At 65.0% G+C, this 17,333-nt stretch carries 11 protein-coding genes and 2 pseudogenes; 6 read left to right on the top strand and 7 right to left on the bottom strand.

Translation table 11 applies throughout. The annotated features are described in order from the left end of the window. The first annotated feature begins 167 nt into the window (after window positions 1-167). Window positions 168-922 (top strand): annotated as a pseudogene (locus ACIRR8_RS18495) (transposase family protein). Between the two features lie 209 nt (window positions 923-1,131). On the opposite strand, the gene ACIRR8_RS18490 reads toward ACIRR8_RS18495, so the two are convergent. The 3 genes and pseudogenes from ACIRR8_RS18490 to ACIRR8_RS18480 form a co-directional block, all read right to left on the bottom strand. Next, window positions 1,132-1,626, bottom strand: coding sequence for a hypothetical protein (locus tag ACIRR8_RS18490; protein ID WP_404065605.1), 495 nt, complete (start codon window positions 1,624-1,626; stop codon window positions 1,132-1,134). Window positions 1,627-1,640: 14 nt separating this feature from the next. Next, window positions 1,641-5,330 (bottom strand): polymorphic toxin-type HINT domain-containing protein, encoded by a 3,690-nt coding sequence (locus ACIRR8_RS18485; RefSeq protein ID WP_404066546.1) that lies wholly within the window; start codon window positions 5,328-5,330, stop codon window positions 1,641-1,643. Window positions 5,331-5,345: 15 nt separating this feature from the next. Next, window positions 5,346-5,516 (bottom strand): annotated as a pseudogene (locus ACIRR8_RS18480) (ALF repeat-containing protein); the annotation flags it as partial. A 375-nt stretch (window positions 5,517-5,891) separates the two neighbouring features. On the opposite strand from ACIRR8_RS18480, the gene ACIRR8_RS18475 reads away from it, so the two are divergent. The 3 genes from ACIRR8_RS18475 to ACIRR8_RS18465 all read left to right on the top strand — a co-directional run bounded on the left by ACIRR8_RS18475 (window position 5,892) and on the right by ACIRR8_RS18465 (window position 9,715). Beyond that, window positions 5,892-6,419: a hypothetical protein gene (locus ACIRR8_RS18475; protein WP_404065603.1), complete on the top strand. Its 528-nt coding sequence runs from the start codon at window positions 5,892-5,894 to the stop codon at window positions 6,417-6,419. A 231-nt stretch (window positions 6,420-6,650) separates the two neighbouring features. Then, window positions 6,651-8,534, top strand: coding sequence for an FG-GAP-like repeat-containing protein (locus tag ACIRR8_RS18470; RefSeq protein WP_404065600.1), 1,884 nt, complete (start codon window positions 6,651-6,653; stop codon window positions 8,532-8,534). 815 nt (window positions 8,535-9,349) lie between these two features. Next, complete coding sequence (locus ACIRR8_RS18465; protein ID WP_404065597.1) at window positions 9,350-9,715, top strand: DUF6233 domain-containing protein; 366 nt, start codon at window positions 9,350-9,352, stop codon at window positions 9,713-9,715. A 142-nt stretch (window positions 9,716-9,857) separates the two neighbouring features. Here ACIRR8_RS18465 and ACIRR8_RS18460 read toward each other — a convergent pair whose 3' ends face one another. Then, window positions 9,858-10,313, bottom strand: a complete 456-nt coding sequence (locus tag ACIRR8_RS18460) for a hypothetical protein (RefSeq protein ID WP_404065595.1) — start codon at window positions 10,311-10,313, stop codon at window positions 9,858-9,860. A 517-nt stretch (window positions 10,314-10,830) separates the two neighbouring features. Continuing rightward, a complete protein-coding gene (locus ACIRR8_RS18455) occupies window positions 10,831-12,510 on the bottom strand; it encodes a hypothetical protein (protein WP_404065592.1) in 1,680 nt (559 codons plus the stop codon). Between the two features lie 579 nt (window positions 12,511-13,089). On the opposite strand from ACIRR8_RS18455, the gene ACIRR8_RS18450 reads away from it, so the two are divergent. Together ACIRR8_RS18450 and tpg are read left to right on the top strand one after the other, a co-directional pair. Beyond that, the gene (locus tag ACIRR8_RS18450) at window positions 13,090-13,866 is read left to right on the top strand and encodes a hypothetical protein (RefSeq protein ID WP_404065589.1); all 777 of its coding nucleotides are present in this window, start codon (window positions 13,090-13,092) and stop codon (window positions 13,864-13,866) included. Between the two features lie 211 nt (window positions 13,867-14,077). Continuing rightward, entirely contained in the window at window positions 14,078-14,635 is a 558-nt protein-coding gene (tpg, locus tag ACIRR8_RS18445) for a telomere-protecting terminal protein Tpg (RefSeq protein ID WP_404065586.1), read from the top strand. 86 nt (window positions 14,636-14,721) lie between these two features. On the opposite strand, the gene ACIRR8_RS18440 is transcribed toward tpg, so the two are convergent. Further along, window positions 14,722-15,696, bottom strand: a complete 975-nt coding sequence (locus tag ACIRR8_RS18440; protein WP_404065583.1) for an endonuclease domain-containing protein — start codon at window positions 15,694-15,696, stop codon at window positions 14,722-14,724. A gap of 345 nt (window positions 15,697-16,041) precedes the next feature. Then, on the bottom strand, window positions 16,042-16,839 hold the full coding sequence (locus tag ACIRR8_RS18435) for a hypothetical protein (RefSeq protein WP_404065581.1): 798 nt from the start codon (window positions 16,837-16,839) through the stop codon (window positions 16,042-16,044). Between the last annotated feature and the right edge of the window lie 494 nt (window positions 16,840-17,333).

The following is a 17,333-nucleotide window of genomic DNA, read 5'->3' as shown; positions in this document are numbered from 1 at the left end:
CCGACGCAGGTCCCCCACTTCACCCGCACCCCATCGGCCACGATGGGGGCAACGAACCCTTCTCAAGCTGTGCCGCCTGAGCGCGAGTTGAACTGTCCTGCGCAACGACGAAGCTCCTGGTAGACGGGTTCTCGACCAAGATCACCCTTATCCGCCAGGAGCTTCGCGTGCTTGTCCACCCGTCCTCGATTGATCTGTCCAGCCGCACCCTGCGGTTCCTGACCGGACAGCTGACAGCCCGGCGGCAGGTGATCGGAACACGATGACGGCGCCTTCCGCCGCACGTCAGGCACTGCTCGCCCTGGCCCATCTTCGGTGCGGTGACACCTACGCCCAGCTCGCTGCCGGGTTCGGCATCGGGATCGCGACCGTCTACCGCTACATACGTGAAGCCGTCGAGGCCCTGGCCGCCCTCGCCCCGCCCTTGACCGAGGCGATCAAGACGATCCGGACGAAGGCGTTCGTGATCCTCGACGGCACCCTGCTGCCGATCGACCGCATCGCCGTCGACACCCCGTACTACTCCGGGAAACATAAACGCCACGGCATGAACGTCCAGGTCCTCACCGATCCGTTCGGACGGCTGCTCTGGGCCTTGCCGGCTCTGCCCGGCTCGACTCACGACCTGACCGCCGCGCGGCAGCACGGCATCATCGAAGCCCTCGCCGATGCGGAACTCAAATGCTGGGCGGACAAGGCCTATCAAGGCGCCGGCGGACCCGTCCGCGTACCGTTTCGGGGCCGCCGCCTCAAGCGGTGGAAGCGTCGCCACAACACCACCCACGTCAAGATCCGCTGCCTCGGCGAGCGGGCCATGGCCACCATCAAGGGCTGGCGCCTCCTGCGGAAGCTCCGCTGCAGCACCAACCGCATCACCGACGTGGTGAAGGCCGTCGTCGTCCTTCACCACGCATCAGCGTGAGGTTGGAAAAGGCTCATTGTGTAGCCGCTGCTGCCGTGCGCCGGTTCACCTGCAACGGATGCCCGTTCTGCTTCGCGATCACCTGTCGGACAGCGGTCCAGGTGAAAGCCCGAGGTTAATCGCATTAAACGCTGGCGGCCTGCACAACCCGTATGGGCTATGCAGGCCGACCGTCATTCCCCACGGCTCTTGAGAGGGGATCGTGATGACTACGACATGAAATCTGGAGAGATTACCTCAAGGCTCCACAGGTCGCCGTCTGCTGGGTAAGTCCCACGTTCCACTTCGGGATCCTTCACCACGTAGGCGGATACGCCGGTCGAGTCGGCGTGAACGATACGGTATCCAGGGTAGTTGAGCTCACGCTCTATGAGCCGGAGATCTGCCCTTTTCCGGAGTTCTTCTTCTACTTCCCACCAGGCTATGTAAGGCTCGCAGTCAACCTGAAAGATTTCGGACATACTGCGCCGGAGGCCCGGAAGTGAAGCCAGCCTATGCACTTGGACAGTCACCGACTGAATTACCCAGTCAGGCTGATCGATGCAGGTCACCTCCAGGATTCCATAGTCCCGACGCAGTACCCTATTTTCTCTTTTCCCTTGAATGTCATCCGCATACTGGAGTGGCATATCCTCGGCCACTTCACTAAGCCTCGCGCCCACCCTGAAGCCTAGCGCAGCTCCAGTGCAGATAATCTCTGCCATGAGTTCTTGACACTTCATCCCATTTTCTCCAGCGCCTTGATCAGGAAGTGCATTTCTGCTGCGCGATTCTTGGCGTTACCCCAGTTGTGGGCGTTCATCTCTGTCAGTGCGGACCTCGCCTTCGCGATCAGATCGTCCCTCAGAGGCTTACTGTTATTAAGCGTATCCAGTACCTTCTCAACACTCTTATCGGATGCCCATCCGTGACTCATGCGTAGCGGCTTGACGCCGATCCTACCGCCGTCGGTGGGGAAGATACCGATCTCATCCGCCCCAACGTGTGCGTGCGCACCCTTCGTGGGCCAGTCCTTGCCAGCTGTGGATATCCTTACACCACAGACTTCATTATGCACCAGGATGGCAGCATTACCCGCCATCACGTAGTAGGTGTGCACCACCGCAATCGTGAGATTGTACGTGCGGGCCTTCTCGATGAAGGGGCGATTTCCCTCAATTGAGGCACGTGCTCCGTCTGCCGTTTTGAGGTCCATACCCGGTTCGAGATCCGCCGCCTCTACCCATTCATCGCGAGTGGGTGACCAGAAGGGGTGCTCATGCGTCGCGATCAAGGACTCGATTCCGCGACCGGTCTTGACTGTCAGCTCATTGAAGGACTGGTCCTGATCCGTGACGATGAGATTCTCAACGGCGCGAGATTGAGTCTTTCCGGCAACCGGGTCCGTGGCGGTGACCATGTCGCCCGGTCTGATCGACTCGATGTTCTTTCGGGTGCCATCCCCCATGAGCACCTTTGTCCCAGCGAGGAAACACGTTGCGCACTTGATTACCCGCCCCGCGCGCGATTTATCGATAATATCTTCGATTTTGCCGAGACTCTTGACGGATTTAATTTTACCTGCCGGAGTCACAGCTACTGCCGCCCATAGGCAGTCGCTGAGGGTGGGGTCAGCTACGCATCGCTTGATGTCATTTAGCCCGGTGAGTTCCCAGAATATCTCGGATGTGACCTCATCAACCTTGGGAATGATAATATCTACGTCACCCATAATGCAGGGTGGGAGAGTGTCCCGGTACATGTTGATGAAGCATTTAGGCTTCTTGTTCTGCTCCTGCTTTACCTTGCGTTGCTCGGCGGCTAGCCGGCGCTGCTCTGCGAGTTCGGCTTCCCGCTTTGTGACGACGCCATCCCAGGCTGCCTGCGCGTCAGCTTTGGCCTCATCGGCGCTTTTTCCTGCATCCAGAGCTGCGTAACGTGCATCGTCAGCCGACTGATGGGCCTCTTCGGCAGATGCTCGCGCGTAGCTGGCTGAAAATTCGGCATCGGCGGCGGATTCTTCGGCCTTGGCAGCATCTTGCTGGGCACGGTCGGCTGCGTTGCGTGCCGTGGTGGCGGATGCCTTGGCCTGCGCGGCGCTGGTCTCCGCGCGGGCTGCGGCAGCGTCTGCTTGGGTCGCGTAGCCGGCTGCCTTCTTGGCGCTGGCTACGGCTGCGAGCCGGGACTTTTCCGCGTCCGCGGCCGCGTTGTTGGCAATGAATGCAGCCTGGGCTGCACGGTGGCTGTCTTCCCGGGCCTTGGAGGCGATCTTCTCGCCTTCGGCGATGAGCCGGTCGACCCGAGCTATGTGTGTGTAGGCGAGCTGGTCCTTGCGGTCGGCCATGTACTGGCCGGCCTGGATGAAGGTGTGGAGCTCGTCGGCGGGTGCGTTCAGCGCGATCTTCGCAGCTGACTTGACCTCGGGGCCGCCGTCGTTGTGGAGCTTCGAGGCCGCGGCCCGCTCATCGGTATTGCGGGCGGAGTACTGCGTGTTGTTCAGGAACGCACGCAGTGCGGTGCTGCTGCCGTCCGCCAATGCCGCCTTCGCTTTTTCCTTCGTGCTGGTGCCACCGGTGTTGTGGATCTTGCTGGCCTCCGCGCGGTAGTACGACTCGGCAACTTCGTGCTGCCCGGTCAGGTAGAAGTCCCGGATCTGCTCGTCCGTACCCTTCAACGCCTCGGCCGCTCTGGTACGTACAGCCTCATAGGGGCTGGTGGTGGAGAGGTCGGCGACCTGCTGACGCATTTCGTCCGCGGCACCGGCCTGCCAGCCGGTGCGCAGGTAGTTGAGTACGTCCTCGTCGGTGCCACTCAGGGCTTGGGCAGCGGCTTGCTGGCGCCAAGAGCCGAAGTACTTCATCGCACGAAGTGCGATCTCGCGGCCTTGCTTGGCGATAGCGGTCTTGTCCACTCCGGGCTTGGCGAGTTCGGCGGCGAGGTCCTTGATATCGTCCTCGATCGCCTGTCCGTCCGCGACCGATTTGGCCACGTCCCGGGTGAACTCGTACGTAACCGCCTGCTGCGTATTGGCCCGCTCGATAGCGGCATTGGTGCGCGTGGCAAGGTCTTCGGCCTCGGTTTCCCGGGCCAGGGTAAAGGTCGTCTTCGCCAGGGCGACGGCTCGCTCAGCGGTTGTTGCCGCAGCATCTGCGAGCTTGGCCTGTGCACTGGACTTGGTTGCCTGCTCCGACGCCTTCCACGCGTAGTTGGCCGCGTCCTCGGCCGCATCAGCAGCCTTATCAGCATGGGCAGCCGCAGCGTTGGCTGCGTCGCGTGCCTGGTTCGCAGCCGCGGCCGATTTGCGGGCCAGCGACTCGGCAGCGGTCGCTGCACGGTGCGCCTCATTTGCATGACGGCGAGTCTCGGCCGCCGCAGCCCTGGCCTCCGCCGCAGAACCACCAGCGGCTTCCGCATGGCCAGCCGCTTCGTCGGCGGCATCGGCTGCGTTTTGGGCGTTGCCGGTCGCTGACAGCGCCGCTCCGGCCGCATCTGCCGCAGCAAGGGATGCAAGGCCGGCCTGCTCGGCAGCCTTCGCGGACTTGCGGGCCAGGTCGCCGGCCTTCCTGGCTTCGGCCGCACGTGTGCGGGCCTCACCGGCCTTGTCCCGGTCCATACCGGCCGCGATGGCCGCGCTCGACGCCCGGCTGGCTGCCTCGGCAGCGGCCACAGCCGCGTTGGCGGTCTGCGCGGCAGCCAAAGCGGCTCGGCGAGCGGAACGGTTGGCGGCGTTCGCCGCGCCTATCGCAGTCTGGGCCGCATCGGCAGCAGCGCGGGCGGCGTCGGCGGCCTGCTTCGCCTTCACCGACGCGCGCTGCGCATCGTCCTTCGCAGCCTCCGTCTCCTTGGCGGCCCGCTTCGCGGCCTCCTCCGCGAGCACCGCGGCGGCCACGGCCTTGGCCGAGGACTCCTTGGCCTTGTCGGTAGCTTGCTTGGCCTGCTTACCGGCCGCCTCGGCCTGCTGGATCAGCTGCGCGATCGTGGCATGTTCCTGGTCACGGTTACGTGCCACGAACTGACCGACATCCAAGAACTCAAGGACGTCCTCATAGGTGCCCTGCAGCGCCAGCTTGGCCGCCGCCCTCACGTTCGGGCCACCTGCGCCGTAAATCTTGGAGAGTTCGGCTCGGTCGTCGGACTCCTGCGCGGTCCACTGCTCGACCTCGAGGAACTGCTTCACATTTTCGGGTGTGCCCTGCAGCGCGGCCTTGCCCGCCTCCTGCACAGCCGTTCCACCGAAGTTGATCAACTTGGAGGATTCGGCCCGCTGATCCGCCTCATGCGGGGCCTTCCAGCCGTCGGCCAGGAACGCCTGCACGTCCTCGGGCGTACCGGCGAGCGCCCTCTTTGCCGCCTCCCGAACTGACGTGCCACCAACATTCACCACCCGGGAAGCATCCACCCGGTCATCAACTACCTGAAGTGCAGGCACGTCTGTCAGGAACGCCCGAATGTCTTCGTCTGAACCTAGGAGTGCTTGCTCAGCGGCCTCCCGGATACCAGTCCCCCCCACTTCCCATAGCTCGACAACTTGACTGCGAAGCGCGGGGATCTCTGGGTCTTCGTCTGCCACTGCTGGTGATGCCGATAGCAAGCCGACAGCCAATGCGACGGCCATCGTGGTGGCGCATGCTGCACGGAAGCCAAGCCCTCGGGCTGCTCTGGCCCCCGGGGTTTTGGTTCTTCGACTCAGCGATATGAGGTGGTTTTGGTGTTTCACCCGGCGATCCTTCTCAAAGGAAAGGCAACTTTTCAAGAAATAGACAAGGATTGGCGTATATGTCCATTTTTGAGTATTTCGATATGCGGTGCGGGGGTATGAACTAGCCCGGGTGCCGTGGACGTGAGGCGGGTCAAGCCGTCACGCAGGCCCCGCTAGGTGCGGGAGGGGCGGCGCGCTGGGTGGATCTTACATCTGCTTTACTTTTGTGAAACATGTGGGGTTGCCCCCTTACGTTTTCTTCACGCGTTCAACCTTTCTGGAGATCTCAACATGGCGATATCCCCTGGCCGGAAGCTGATGCTGGGCGGCGCGACGGCTGCGCTCGTGGTCGGGCTCGGCGCGACTGCACTGGCCGCACCCCGGAGTGCTGCTCCGGCTGCTCCCCGTGCGGCCGCTGATATGCCGGCGGCGGTCGAGGACTTCACCTACCCCGGCGCAGATGGGCTCCTGGCGGAGAGGGGCATCAAGCTGAAGCGCGGCGACGGGCACATCACCCTCACCTCGATCACCGACCTCGGTGAATGCCGTGCGGACACGGCGAATATCTGGGTCGAGGCCCACACGGGAACAAGGAAGTTCTGCTTCCACACCCACGCCAAGACCGGCTACCTAACGATGGAACTACCGGACACGTTCAACATCTGGACCGGGGCATCACCCGTTCAGGCAAAGCTGACTCCCAAGGGCACCAACGACACAACGGTCGTCAACGCACCGGCCGACGACCTGACGTCGGTCGGCGAGTCCGGCGACACAGGCCTGCGATCGGTGCTGGTCGAGATCCGCGTCACCGGCTGAGGCATGGCCACCAAGACCCTCGGTCTGCGCCCCTAGCCGGGCCGGGCCTGCCAGGTCGCAGGCCTCGTCCGCTCGTGAGACGTGCCACGCGCGGAAAAGCACGCCGATGACAATGCGGCCACGCGCCGCCTCTCCCTCATCACAGGTCATGCGCTGCTCGCACTGCACTTCGGCCAGTCCTGCCCCGCTGGTCATGTCGACCTTTCCAACTGTTGAATTCAAAGGAATCTCATGTCCGCGATACGTTCCCGCCTTTTGTGGGGTACCACCGTTGTCGCCGCTACTGCGATGGTGCTTGCGTCCGCACCCGCCAGTGCGCTCAACGGGACCCCAGCTCCCGCGCAGCTCAGCTTCGTTGCGAAGATCAACGTCGGACAGCAGTCCGCCTGCACGGGGGCTCTCGTTGCCCCGCAGTGGGTGCTGACGGCGTCCTCGTGCTTCTCCCCCGATGGGGCGCCCTCCCTCGGTAAGCCGCCCGTCGCAACTACCGTCACTGTGGGCCGTGTCGACCTCACGCAGGCCGGCGGCAGTGTCCAGCAGGCCGTTGACCTCGTGCCGCACCCGGACCGTGACCTGACTCTGGTGCGGCTCGCGAAGGCCATCACCGACCCGGTGATAAGACCCGTCCGTATCTCCACCACGCCTGCTGCCCAGGGTGAGGAGTTGACGAAGGCGGGCTTCGGCCGGACCAAGACCGAGTGGGTGCCCAAGAAGCTCCACACCGGTGTCTTCACCGTGGCCTCCACCACCGACACCTCGGTCACCCTGACCGGCTCCGATACCGCCACCGTATGCAAGGGCGACGCGGGCGGTCCCGCTCTGCGCACCGTCAACGGCACGCCGGAACTGGTCGGGATCAATTCGCGGTCCGGGCAGGCGGGCTGCCTCGGTACCGTTCCCAGCAACGTGAGCACCAGTGCGCTCGACACGCGGGTGGACGGGCTCGGACCGTGGATCGCCATGGCGACGGGCGCGCGCTGGGGGCAGGCGGGTGAGAGTGCTGCCGCTTCTCAGGAGCTGTCGGGTGACTTCGACGGTGACGGTAAGGCTGACACCGCGGTCCTGCATGCCTACCCGCCGGTCACCGGTGGGGCGCGGCATGCGGCTCTGTGGAAGTTCACGAGTACGGCTGCGGGCTCGTACAACCCGGTGCGGGCGTGGGACAACCTGGCGGCTGGGCCGGGGTCGTGGGAAGCGGAGCGGTCCAAGGCTGTCGCCGGTGACTTCAACGGCGACGGCAAGGCAGACGTCGCTGTGCTGTACAACAACGGTCAGAACACCGACGGCACCTTCCGTACCACCCTGTGGACCTTCCTTAGCAACGGCACCGGGTTCAACGCCCCGGTGATGAAGTGGTCATCCGGCACCACTTCGTGGGACTGGGACCGCCTGGAGCCGTTCGCCGGCGACTTCGACGGTGACGGCAAGGCCGACGTCGGTGTCCTCTATGACATCGGCACGGCTGCCGACGGGCGTAGCGTCACACGGCTGTGGACGTTCACCAGCAACGGTGACGGTTTCACCGCGCCTGCGGTGAAGTGGACCTCGAGCTTCTCCTGGGCCTGGGACCGGTCCCTGCCCGTGCCCGGCGACTACAACGGCGACGGCAAGACCGACGTCGCGGTCCTGTACAACAGCGGCCAGAGTGCCGAGGGACGCAACCAGACCAGGCTGTGGACCCTGAGCAGCAACGGCGCCGGGTTCAACGCGCCGGTCGAGCAGTGGTACTCCGGGACGATGTCATGGGACTGGGCCCGGTCCAAGCCGTTCGCCGGTGACTACAACGGCGACGGCAAGGCGGACATCGGCATCTTCTACAACAACGGCCAGCACGCCGACGGGCGCAACCAGACCACCCTGTGGACCAGCAACGGCGACAGCTTCGACGCCCCGGTCACCAAGTGGACCTCTGGCACCGGCTCCTGGGACTGGAACCGCACCCAGCCCGTCACCGGCGACTTCAACGGCGACGGCAAGGCAGACATCCACGTCCTGTACGACTACGGCCAGCGCCCCGACAACACCTACCGCGCAGGCCTGTGGCGGTTCACCAGCACCGGCCCCACCTTCACCAACCCCCTCCTGATCTGGGACAGCATCAACATCGCCCCCTGACAACCGTGAGTCACCCGGTTTCACGGCGAAGCCGGACCTGGTGTGAGCTGTTCTGCGTGTCCTGGCAGCAGGACACGCAGAACAGCGCTCTACGACTTCAGACCGGGCTGGGCCGGCCACAGCCCGAGGGCAAGGGTGATGACCGCCGTGGTCATGTGCACGTGTGCGGGTCGTTCAGCCTTGGGATCCATCACGGTGGGGATGTGCCGCTTGTTCCCGGGCCGTGGACGGTCGGCCCGTTCACGGAGAACCTTGCGGACGCTTACGTCAGCGTCCTCGGCGGAGCCGTACGTGACGACCCTGAGGTCGGCGAGGTCGGATGTTTCCCGATCATCCACGAGCAGGCCGTGCTGCGCCCCCTGACCAAGGCCGGGCGGGAAATCGTGCAGCTGGGCACCGATGGCGAGGGCGACCTCACCAAAGATTCGCTCGGCCGCCGATGTCCGCCTTCTGAACGCGCTGGCCGGACCGGAGCACACTACCGGCTACGCAGACATCGGCACCGACGTCGCCGGTTTCGATGCCGGTCAGGGCGGTTCCGGCGCCCCGCTTCATCCGGTGGTCCACCGTGTCCCTCGGCCTGGTGCTGCTTATGGCCGGGGTTATGTGGAGGTTCGTTTGGGGGGTGTGGTCCCGGAGCGGGTGTTCGGCGGGGCGGGGGGTTGCCTGCGGAACACCGGACCGGACTTGGTGGGCGCTGCGCTCCGGGACTGGTGGTTCTTGTGCCCGCCGGCGGGAGTTCCAGGCCTGCGCTCCGGCCTTCCAGGGCGTGGGCGTGTCGCGTGCGGGCGAGCTCCCCGCGAAGAAGACGAACGGTGTCTGAGGGGCCGGGGCCGTACGAGCTGGACCAGGCGGACCGGGGGCCGACGCCGCTGGAGAAGAACCGGGCCGTGGTCCAGTGGCTGGAGTACCAGCTGCGGCAGGCGAAGAAGCGGGTCCAGCAGCTCGAAGCCGAAGAGGTCCGGGAGCGCGGGCGCCGCGAGCAGGCGCACGCCGGGCTCCGGTGGAAACTCCAGGCCGAGCAGCCTGACGCCCCGGCGCTGCTCCACCGCGGTGACTGCGCAGCGTACCCGGGGGGCGGCGGGTACATCAGCCGGGACGACGCGCTGATCGCGCTGGAGATGCCGGAGGTCGAGCCGTGCCGGGTCTGCCGGCCGGAGAAGGGGCTGACTCAGCGGTAGTCGTCACAGCCCAGGCGGCGCTGCGCGCTCGTCGGCAGGCGGTCGGCCGCCGACGGGCCGGGCTGGCCACCATCACTGCGGCGGCCGCGCCGATGGGGCCCGCCCGGTGGCTCTTCGGGTTGGCCTTGTTCGTGGTCGGTGCTCAGCTAGCCGTTCGCCCGGCGAAGGCCCGCAGGTTGGCGCTGATCTGCTGCTCCTCGATGAGTTCGCAGGCGCTGAGCGCGGCCGTGATGCAGGAGCGGAAGGTGTCTCGCTCTTCGCTCAGCATCTGGTGGGCCGTTGTCAGGGCAGTCCAGGCCGACAGCCGGAGTTGAGAGCGGTCGCTGTGGGTGGACCACCAGGACGGCAGGTTGCCGGCGAGGCGGGCACTGTAGATGGTGGGCGGGAAGAGGGCGGGGGTGTCGTCCAGGAGAGCTGCTTCTGCGCGGCTCAGGAAGTCGGCCGTCTCGTCGTCATCCATGTTTTCGTCGCACAGGCACTGGAGGACGATGCCGAAGTAGGGGAGGGACAGCAGGACGCCGTCCGGCCAGTTGTCGGGATGCTCACCGAAGGTCTCGGTGAAGGTCTCCGTCAGGGTGGTACTGGGATCGCGGTGCACTGTTCACCTCTACTGCCCGGTCCGGGCTCTGAAGGGTGGAACACGTCGGCGGGAGAAGCGGATCGCCCTTACGGGGTACCCGATGGGGCCGGCGACCAGCAGTCCGGGGCTGTTCTCAGCGGTTTGCCGGGCGTACGCTCCGGCCATGACCACCACACCGAACCCGCGCACCGCCCAACAGGACCCGGACCCCGGATGGGGCGTTACCGCCTCCTGAACGACCGCCGCCGTGCTCCGTAACTTTCTTCCGGGGCGCGGCGGCGGCATGGACGGGTCTGCCTGGCAGCAGCCTTGACTGTGGCGGTGGCGCGGCACGCGTCTTGGAATCCGGGCGTCAGGGCCACGGACCACCAGGCCCGTGTGCAGGTCCCTGCCAGGCCACGGTGACCGAGGCCGTCGCCCCCGGCGAGCCCGCGCGGAGTGTGCCGCCCGGCAGGCCGGAACGGCTGCCTTGGTCATCAACGGGCCGTGAACCGTGCCTGGATCGGTCGCCGTTGGCCGTGGTGAACGGAGCTTCCTACCGGTGCTTCCAGAAGCGGTGGACGTGATCGGTGTCGGCCTCGATGACATCGGCAAGGCCTTCGTCATCGTCGGGGACGGCCATGCCCAGGTTCAGTACGACCTGTTGGTAGGACTGTGCCAGGGCGGGGGAGCTGGCGGCGACGAGTACGGAGAGCAGGGGTTGGTCCGTTGCGGCACTGCTCTGGTCGACGAGGGTGAGAACCTTCGTGCGCTCGGCCGGCGTCATGTGGGGCAGCGCGGAGCCGAGCTGGTCTTTGAGCTGTTCCCAGCTCGTTGTGCGCTGTGCGCGGGCAGCCTTCTTGAGTGCTCCGCGGATGGCGACGGCCGTGCGGCTGAGCACCTGCGGGCTCAAGCCTGCCTTCTCATCAGCTGGCCGCTGGGAGGAAGCGGACCATGGGGCGAGGAGGGCTTTCGCACTGGTCCGCTCGCCGTACAGCAGCTTCTCCTGGGCGAGGTCCAAGGCCGCTGCGAAGTCGGCCCTGACTCCGCGATTGTCGAGGACATTGGTCCGCCCTCTGGAGTGCTTGCGAAGGATCCTGCGCACCGTGTGCACCGCCGCGTCTGTGTCCCGTTCCAGCTTGGGGCGGGAGATTTGCGCGTTCTGTTCCGACGAGCTTGAGGGCCTGACGGCTCGTGGCCGCGCAAACGGCACCGACGGCGGGGTGCTGCGCTTGGCGGGCGCCGGTTTCCGGGGCTTGGCTGCCGGTGCGGGGGCACCGACCCCGCGGCGCAAGCGGATCAGCGTGTCATGGGCGTGGCGTAGCAGTTTGGTCTCTGTGAGGGTCGCGCCGCTGCGAACCGCGCTCTCCATGCGTTCCAGGTGTCGCTGTAGCTGGGTGATGCCGGCCTTCTCTTTCAGAGCGGTGCGCAGAGCCGCGGCCAGTTCGTCGCGGTCGCTTTCCTCGGCCGGTTCGGCGACGGGGGCAGGGCGGAGGACCGGGGTCTCCTGTGCGGCCGGCCGTGGGGTGCGGGCGCCGATCGGGATCGTTTCGGTGCGGCGTCGGTGGATCTCCGTCGAGGCCTCGGTACTCAGACCGTGCTCGGTCAACTGCACATGGTCAGCGGTCAGGTCACGCCAGTCGACGGAGCCGTCGGCGCCCTCGGTACCGATCTGAGTACGCCGGTGTGCGCCGTCGGGGACACAGCGCACCCGGTGCACGAACCCGCGCTCGCGCAGGACCCGGGAAGGGGGCTCAACGTTCTCCCCGAAGACCATGCCCTCGGTGCTCTCTCCGAGGGCAGGCATCGCGGTTTCGTCGAGGATGAAGAGGAGAGGCAGGTGACCGGCGGGTTCAGCGGCCACCTGTGCTCCCAGTCGCATGTGTCCGCTGGGGTCCTGCGGGATACGGGTGGTGCCAGGGGTGTTGTGGCTGGCCATCCAGTCAGTCAGGGCGGCCTTGATGTAGAGGTGGTCGGCGCTGCCGGTGCCGGCAGCCCCGGTGCTCCTCCTGCGGCAGGGAGAGTCCATGGCGTCGGGGTCGGCCTTGTGCGCGAAATGGCAGACCTTGCCGGTGCAGAGTTTGGTGGTGAGTTCCCCGCCGCACCCGCCCAGCCAGGTCCCGCACCAGAAGGTCCGCTCCAGATGCTCGCGGCGGAAGATCAGCATCTCCGGAGCTTCGGTGGGGCACTCCACCGGATCCTCGGAGTCGGCGGTGTCGAGTACCGCGGTCTGCACCAGACGGGCGTCCCTGGCCATCCTGCCCCCGGGGTGTGAAACCTTATGAGCCTTGACAGTTGGAGGCTAAGGCACGCCACTGACACAAGAGGCGAGACGGCCGACGCAGCGCAGCGGAGACCGGGCCCCAGCATGCAGGCCGCGATCGAGCGGCAGATTCGGGAGCAGGCCAGGAGCCGGAGGAGCGGTTTACCGCGTTCGCCTTAGGACGAGGCGTCGTTCTGAGGTGGGTAGCGGCGCTATGCGTGGAGCAGGGCGCTGAGGAGGGAGCTCTCTGCGAAGGTGAGTCCGCTGAGGTCGATGGCGGTGACGGGCAGGTTCCGCCGGTCGGCCTCGCTGAACGCCGTCAGTAGTTGTGTGTGGGTATCGGTTCATCGTCGCACCCGCCTCCGACACCGGGAGCGCGCGGGGCTCCGCTGTAGGCGGTCTTGCCATCCCAGCGATTCATCCGGAAGATTTTTCGATAAGTAGGTACGCGCAAGGGGGATGCCAGTGAGTACGAGTGGGGAGCCGCCGGAGCCGTCGCAACGGAATCCTTTTTTCCGCCGGATCAGAGAAGCTCACCGGAGTAGATCTTGGATGGAGATAATTGGGGCCTACGTCGCAATCTGCGCGTTAGTCATAGCTTTTGCCGAGGTGCGGAATTCACTCCAGGCTAACCAGATTTCCCGAGAGGACTCCCAAAATAGAGCGGAGCTGGAACTGGCGAAGGTTACTGCGGATCTGAAGGACATTGAAGGGGAAGTTTTGGGAGGGGATCGGAATTTAGGGAAGAGGGAGGGGCCCGCTGCGAACATCGCAGTAACCGTCAGGAACCTTGAAACAGCTCCATCGTTTATATCCAAAGCCACTCTCGTGTTTTCGAGAGGCGGATACTTGGAAGGTTGCTACTCGATGGGTGGGGGACTCAGTTTTACCGGGCAGTACACCTTTAAGGTTCCTGACGGCCAGCCACTGCAGAAAAATCGGAAAGATTACTATCTGTACCGGGTTCCTTTCAGTCTATCTGCTGAACTTACTCACAAAATACCGCCCAACGACTATGAGAAATTCATGCTCAGTGTGGGGCCGCAAACCGTATCAGTTGCGGATAGCCCTTGGTATGGAGTCATGGACGTTGTCCTGGAGCATGACGGCGGAAAGGAGCTAAGGTTTGGCCCGATAGCAGTGATCAGCCCTGGCTCCGGGATCTATCCAAGCGAGGAGAAGTGGACGATCGAACCATCTCCCCTGCCGGACTGGCGGAAGTGCATGAAGCGAAATGCTGAACTAGTCGCCGAAGTAATGGACACGCCAGGGCTGGTGGCTTCAACAGAGTTCACGTCCCTTGATGAAAGCCTTGACGAATACCGTTAGGCGGCATCTGTCAGTGCGAAATTGGCCGTCGCCGCTCTCGCCTGCCTCGCGCTGGCAGGTTGCACTCAGTCTCTGGCGAAGCATGACGACCGGCTGACCAAGGCCGCCGGCGTTGCCCGGGTCACGATCGTCTGCTCGAAGGACTTGTGGGACGAGACGAACCCGGACGGCAAGAACATCAGCAACGGGCCCGAGAACACAGAAGACCGGCATGAGCCTGATCGGGGATGGTCTCACCCTGGCGGTGCAGAAGGCGTTCACCCGCCCGGCACCGAAGAGCGCGGGTGCGCAGATGCGGTATCTGGTGAAGCAGCTCGGCGGCACCAAGGCCGTCGCCCGGATGCTCCGGGTCTCCCAGCGCACCGTCGAGCGGTACGTGAAGAACCAAATCAAGAAACCCCGCCCCGACCTCGCCGGACGCATAGACCGTGAAGTGAAGGCCCGGTGGCAGCCGCAGATCCGGGCCAAGGCCAAGGCGAAGGCGGCGTCCACGCACGGCATCATCATCGACACCCGCGCCCGCCTCGGCTACACCGCCCCCATCGGATCCACCGACCAGGACCGCATCCGCCACCTCACCCTCGCCCTCCCACCAGTCCACGCCGCCCGCCTCTTCGACGCCCAGGAGCAGGGCGCCAACGACACCCGCCTCCAGGAGATCGCCGCCGAAGCGCTCAAGGAGGTCTACTTCCAGGACGGCGGCCGCCGCGCCGGCTCCCTGGACGAGGTCCGCTTCACGGACATCGAGCACCTGGAGTTCGACCTGTAAAGAGCAGCCCGCACCGACACCTGTGGCCCCCGATGTGACTGAGCGCTTCAGTTGGCGGGTGAGCGGCCGGGTCGGCGGCTCAGAGATCATGCAGTCAAGTAATTGATCATCCTGCTGAGCGTGTCCGTGTTGTCCTTGACCTTACCGAGGGCGATGTTGCAGTCCATGCAGAGCAGCCCGCGGTTGTGCCCACGAGCGTGGCAGTGGTCAACATTGGCGTCGCCCATCCGGTGGTTGTCAGGATCGACTTCTGAGAAGGGGGACAGACATGTCGCGCAGGCATCACCCTGATCCATGAGCATCCGGGCGACATCCTCGAAAGTCAGGCCGTAGTTCTGCTTCAGGTTGCTCTTCGCATTCTTGATCCGAACACACTCGTTACAGACACGGCCCTCCCCGCGGTCCTTGAAGCCGTACACGACGTACTCGTGACCACTTCTGCAACGCGTGCCGTCCCTCCGATAGGGCTTGTAAGGCACCGTTTCCGGGTCGATCCCGCGTCCGCGCAGCTTCGAGTCGCGTGTACAGCGCCGACAACTGCGCAGCCCGGTGTTTGGGTTGACGTAGGGGACGTTGTCGTCGCCGAACAGGTGACCGTTCGCGCACTTGCCAGTGCCAGGGACGTCGTCACCGTCCCGGGCATCGTGGCTGACGAAGGCCATGCTTCCCAGGTTCCGCCACAAGCGGGCGTGTTCGTGGTTGACGCACAGAAGCTTGTTCTCGCAGTCGCGTGTGACGGTCTGCCCTGGCGCCAGCGGCTCGTCAAAGTAGTACTCGAACACCCAGCGCTGAACGAAGACGAGGGGTTTCTCTCCTGCCGCGTAGCGGCCACCGTCGTAGTACAGCGGGCGGCCGCCCTTGTCCGTCGTGCCCTTCCAAACTAAGCATCCCGACCCGGTGTGCTCCACGTGCTGAAGCACCACCTCCATACTGATCGGAGGCCGACGGCCGGTTCGTTCGAAGGTTCCGTGGTTCTTGTAGTAGCGATAGCAGGCTTGGCACCTGGTCCCGCCCATCCGTGTCGCGGGCTTCCCGTCGCCGGATTCACACAGCTTCGACATGCAGGGCATCAGAGCACCGCAGTGCTCAACTCGCCAACTCAACCACTCACCCGCCAACTGAAGCGCTCAGTCACACCCCATTGGTGCGCGGCCCCCGGGCGTAGTGCCGGGGACTGTTTGTGCGGGAGCGTGCCGCTGGATGGAGCGGCCGAGCCTGCCGCCTTCGCTCTGGTCAGAGGAGGCGAAATGCCCCGCATGGCGCGGTCAGTTGACCGCGATCGGCAGCGCCTGCGCATATATGGCGTCAGGTTGCCGCAAGAATTTGAACCGCCTGCCGGCACGTCTGCGCTGAGTTGTCGGCACCGCGCAGGGTTGCCTCATGCGTACGCGGGGCCCGTCAGGGCGTTATTCCTGTTGGTCTGCGAGGAAGACGTCGCTCATGGAGGCGAATGTGCTGTCTTCGATGTGCTGGCCCGTCTTCTTGCTCATGGGGGAATAGGCGCTCGTCTTTCCCGTTGCCATATACGACTTGAGGTAGGCGGCGCGGCCGCCTTTCTTGGCGGCCATCAGGTTCAACAGGGGCTGGTAGTCAGCCTGTGTGACGGCGTTCATGATGGCGAACCGGTCGGCCTGGTCCGCTATCGTATGCAGGGCTGTCATGGCGTCCTGCGCTTTCGCCTCGTCTTCCGCGTTGAGCGGGAACCGGGCTGGCACCGTGAGCTTCACCACGGGACCCGAGCCATCGGACGGGGAAATTCCCTTGCCCGTACCAACCTGGAAGTTGAGTGAGATCACTTTGTAGTCCGCCTCCCCGGCCTGCGCCAGAAAGCCGGGAGAGCTCTGGTCCTCATCGGTGATTCCGCCGACACCACCGACGGTGTTGTTGCCCCAGCCTCCCGTCGGGTTGCCGGTTCCGACGCCGATGTAGAGCAGTATTTTCCTGTCCGGATCCTCTTCACGAGCTCTGTTCACGATCTGCTGGACTTCGTGGACCGCCTCGGTGAGCAGGCGCAGGTCGTCCTCTTGGAGCGGGCCGCCGAAGGTCTCCGACCCGGCCTGGGGCGGGGGCCGCATCTCTATTTTTTCCTGCGCTCTCTGCACCACCGGCGCGCGCCCCACGGGCCCCTCCTCGTTCGCCCGGGCAGCTGCGATCATGCGCGCCACCGCAGCATTGCCCGCGGTGCGCTGCAGATTCATCAGCACGGCTGAGGGCCCACCGTCCCTGGCCTGTGGGCGGACCAGCGCCGCACCATCACGGACAGCCTCTGCCGTCGTTGGCGTATGTGGCTCATGGCGGTGCACAGCAATTCCCTCCCCGCAACGGGTATCTGCGGCCAGTATTCCCAGCCCGGGCGTCGAGGCACAGCCCCAGACCCACGAAATCCCAAAGCGAGGCGGAATGGCGGCACGACGCTGTAGGGCCGCCTCCGAGCAACACGCCAGCCCGGACCGATTGGTCCGGGCCGGCTTTGTGTCATTGGCCAGGTGGCGTTGAGCGCCGGTGGTTGCGGTGTCCTTGCCGCCGCCTACTTTCCTTCGTGCGCCTCCACGACCAGCGCGAGGGAAGTGGTGCTCAGTCGTCGTGCCGTGATGTTCTTGTTGTCTTCGTAGCGAGCCATGACGTCCAGAGCCGCTGGCGTCTCGCACGGCCGGTCAACCTCACGGAGGGCACGAACGTCAGCGCGGTCAGGATCCCC

Origin of the sequence: Streptomyces sp. NPDC101178, assembly GCF_044767965.1 — a bacterium.
Classification (GTDB): Bacteria; Actinomycetota; Actinomycetes; order Streptomycetales; family Streptomycetaceae; genus Streptomyces.
Note: the sequence above shows the minus strand (reverse complement) of the source record. Positions and strands in the feature narration are given on the sequence as shown.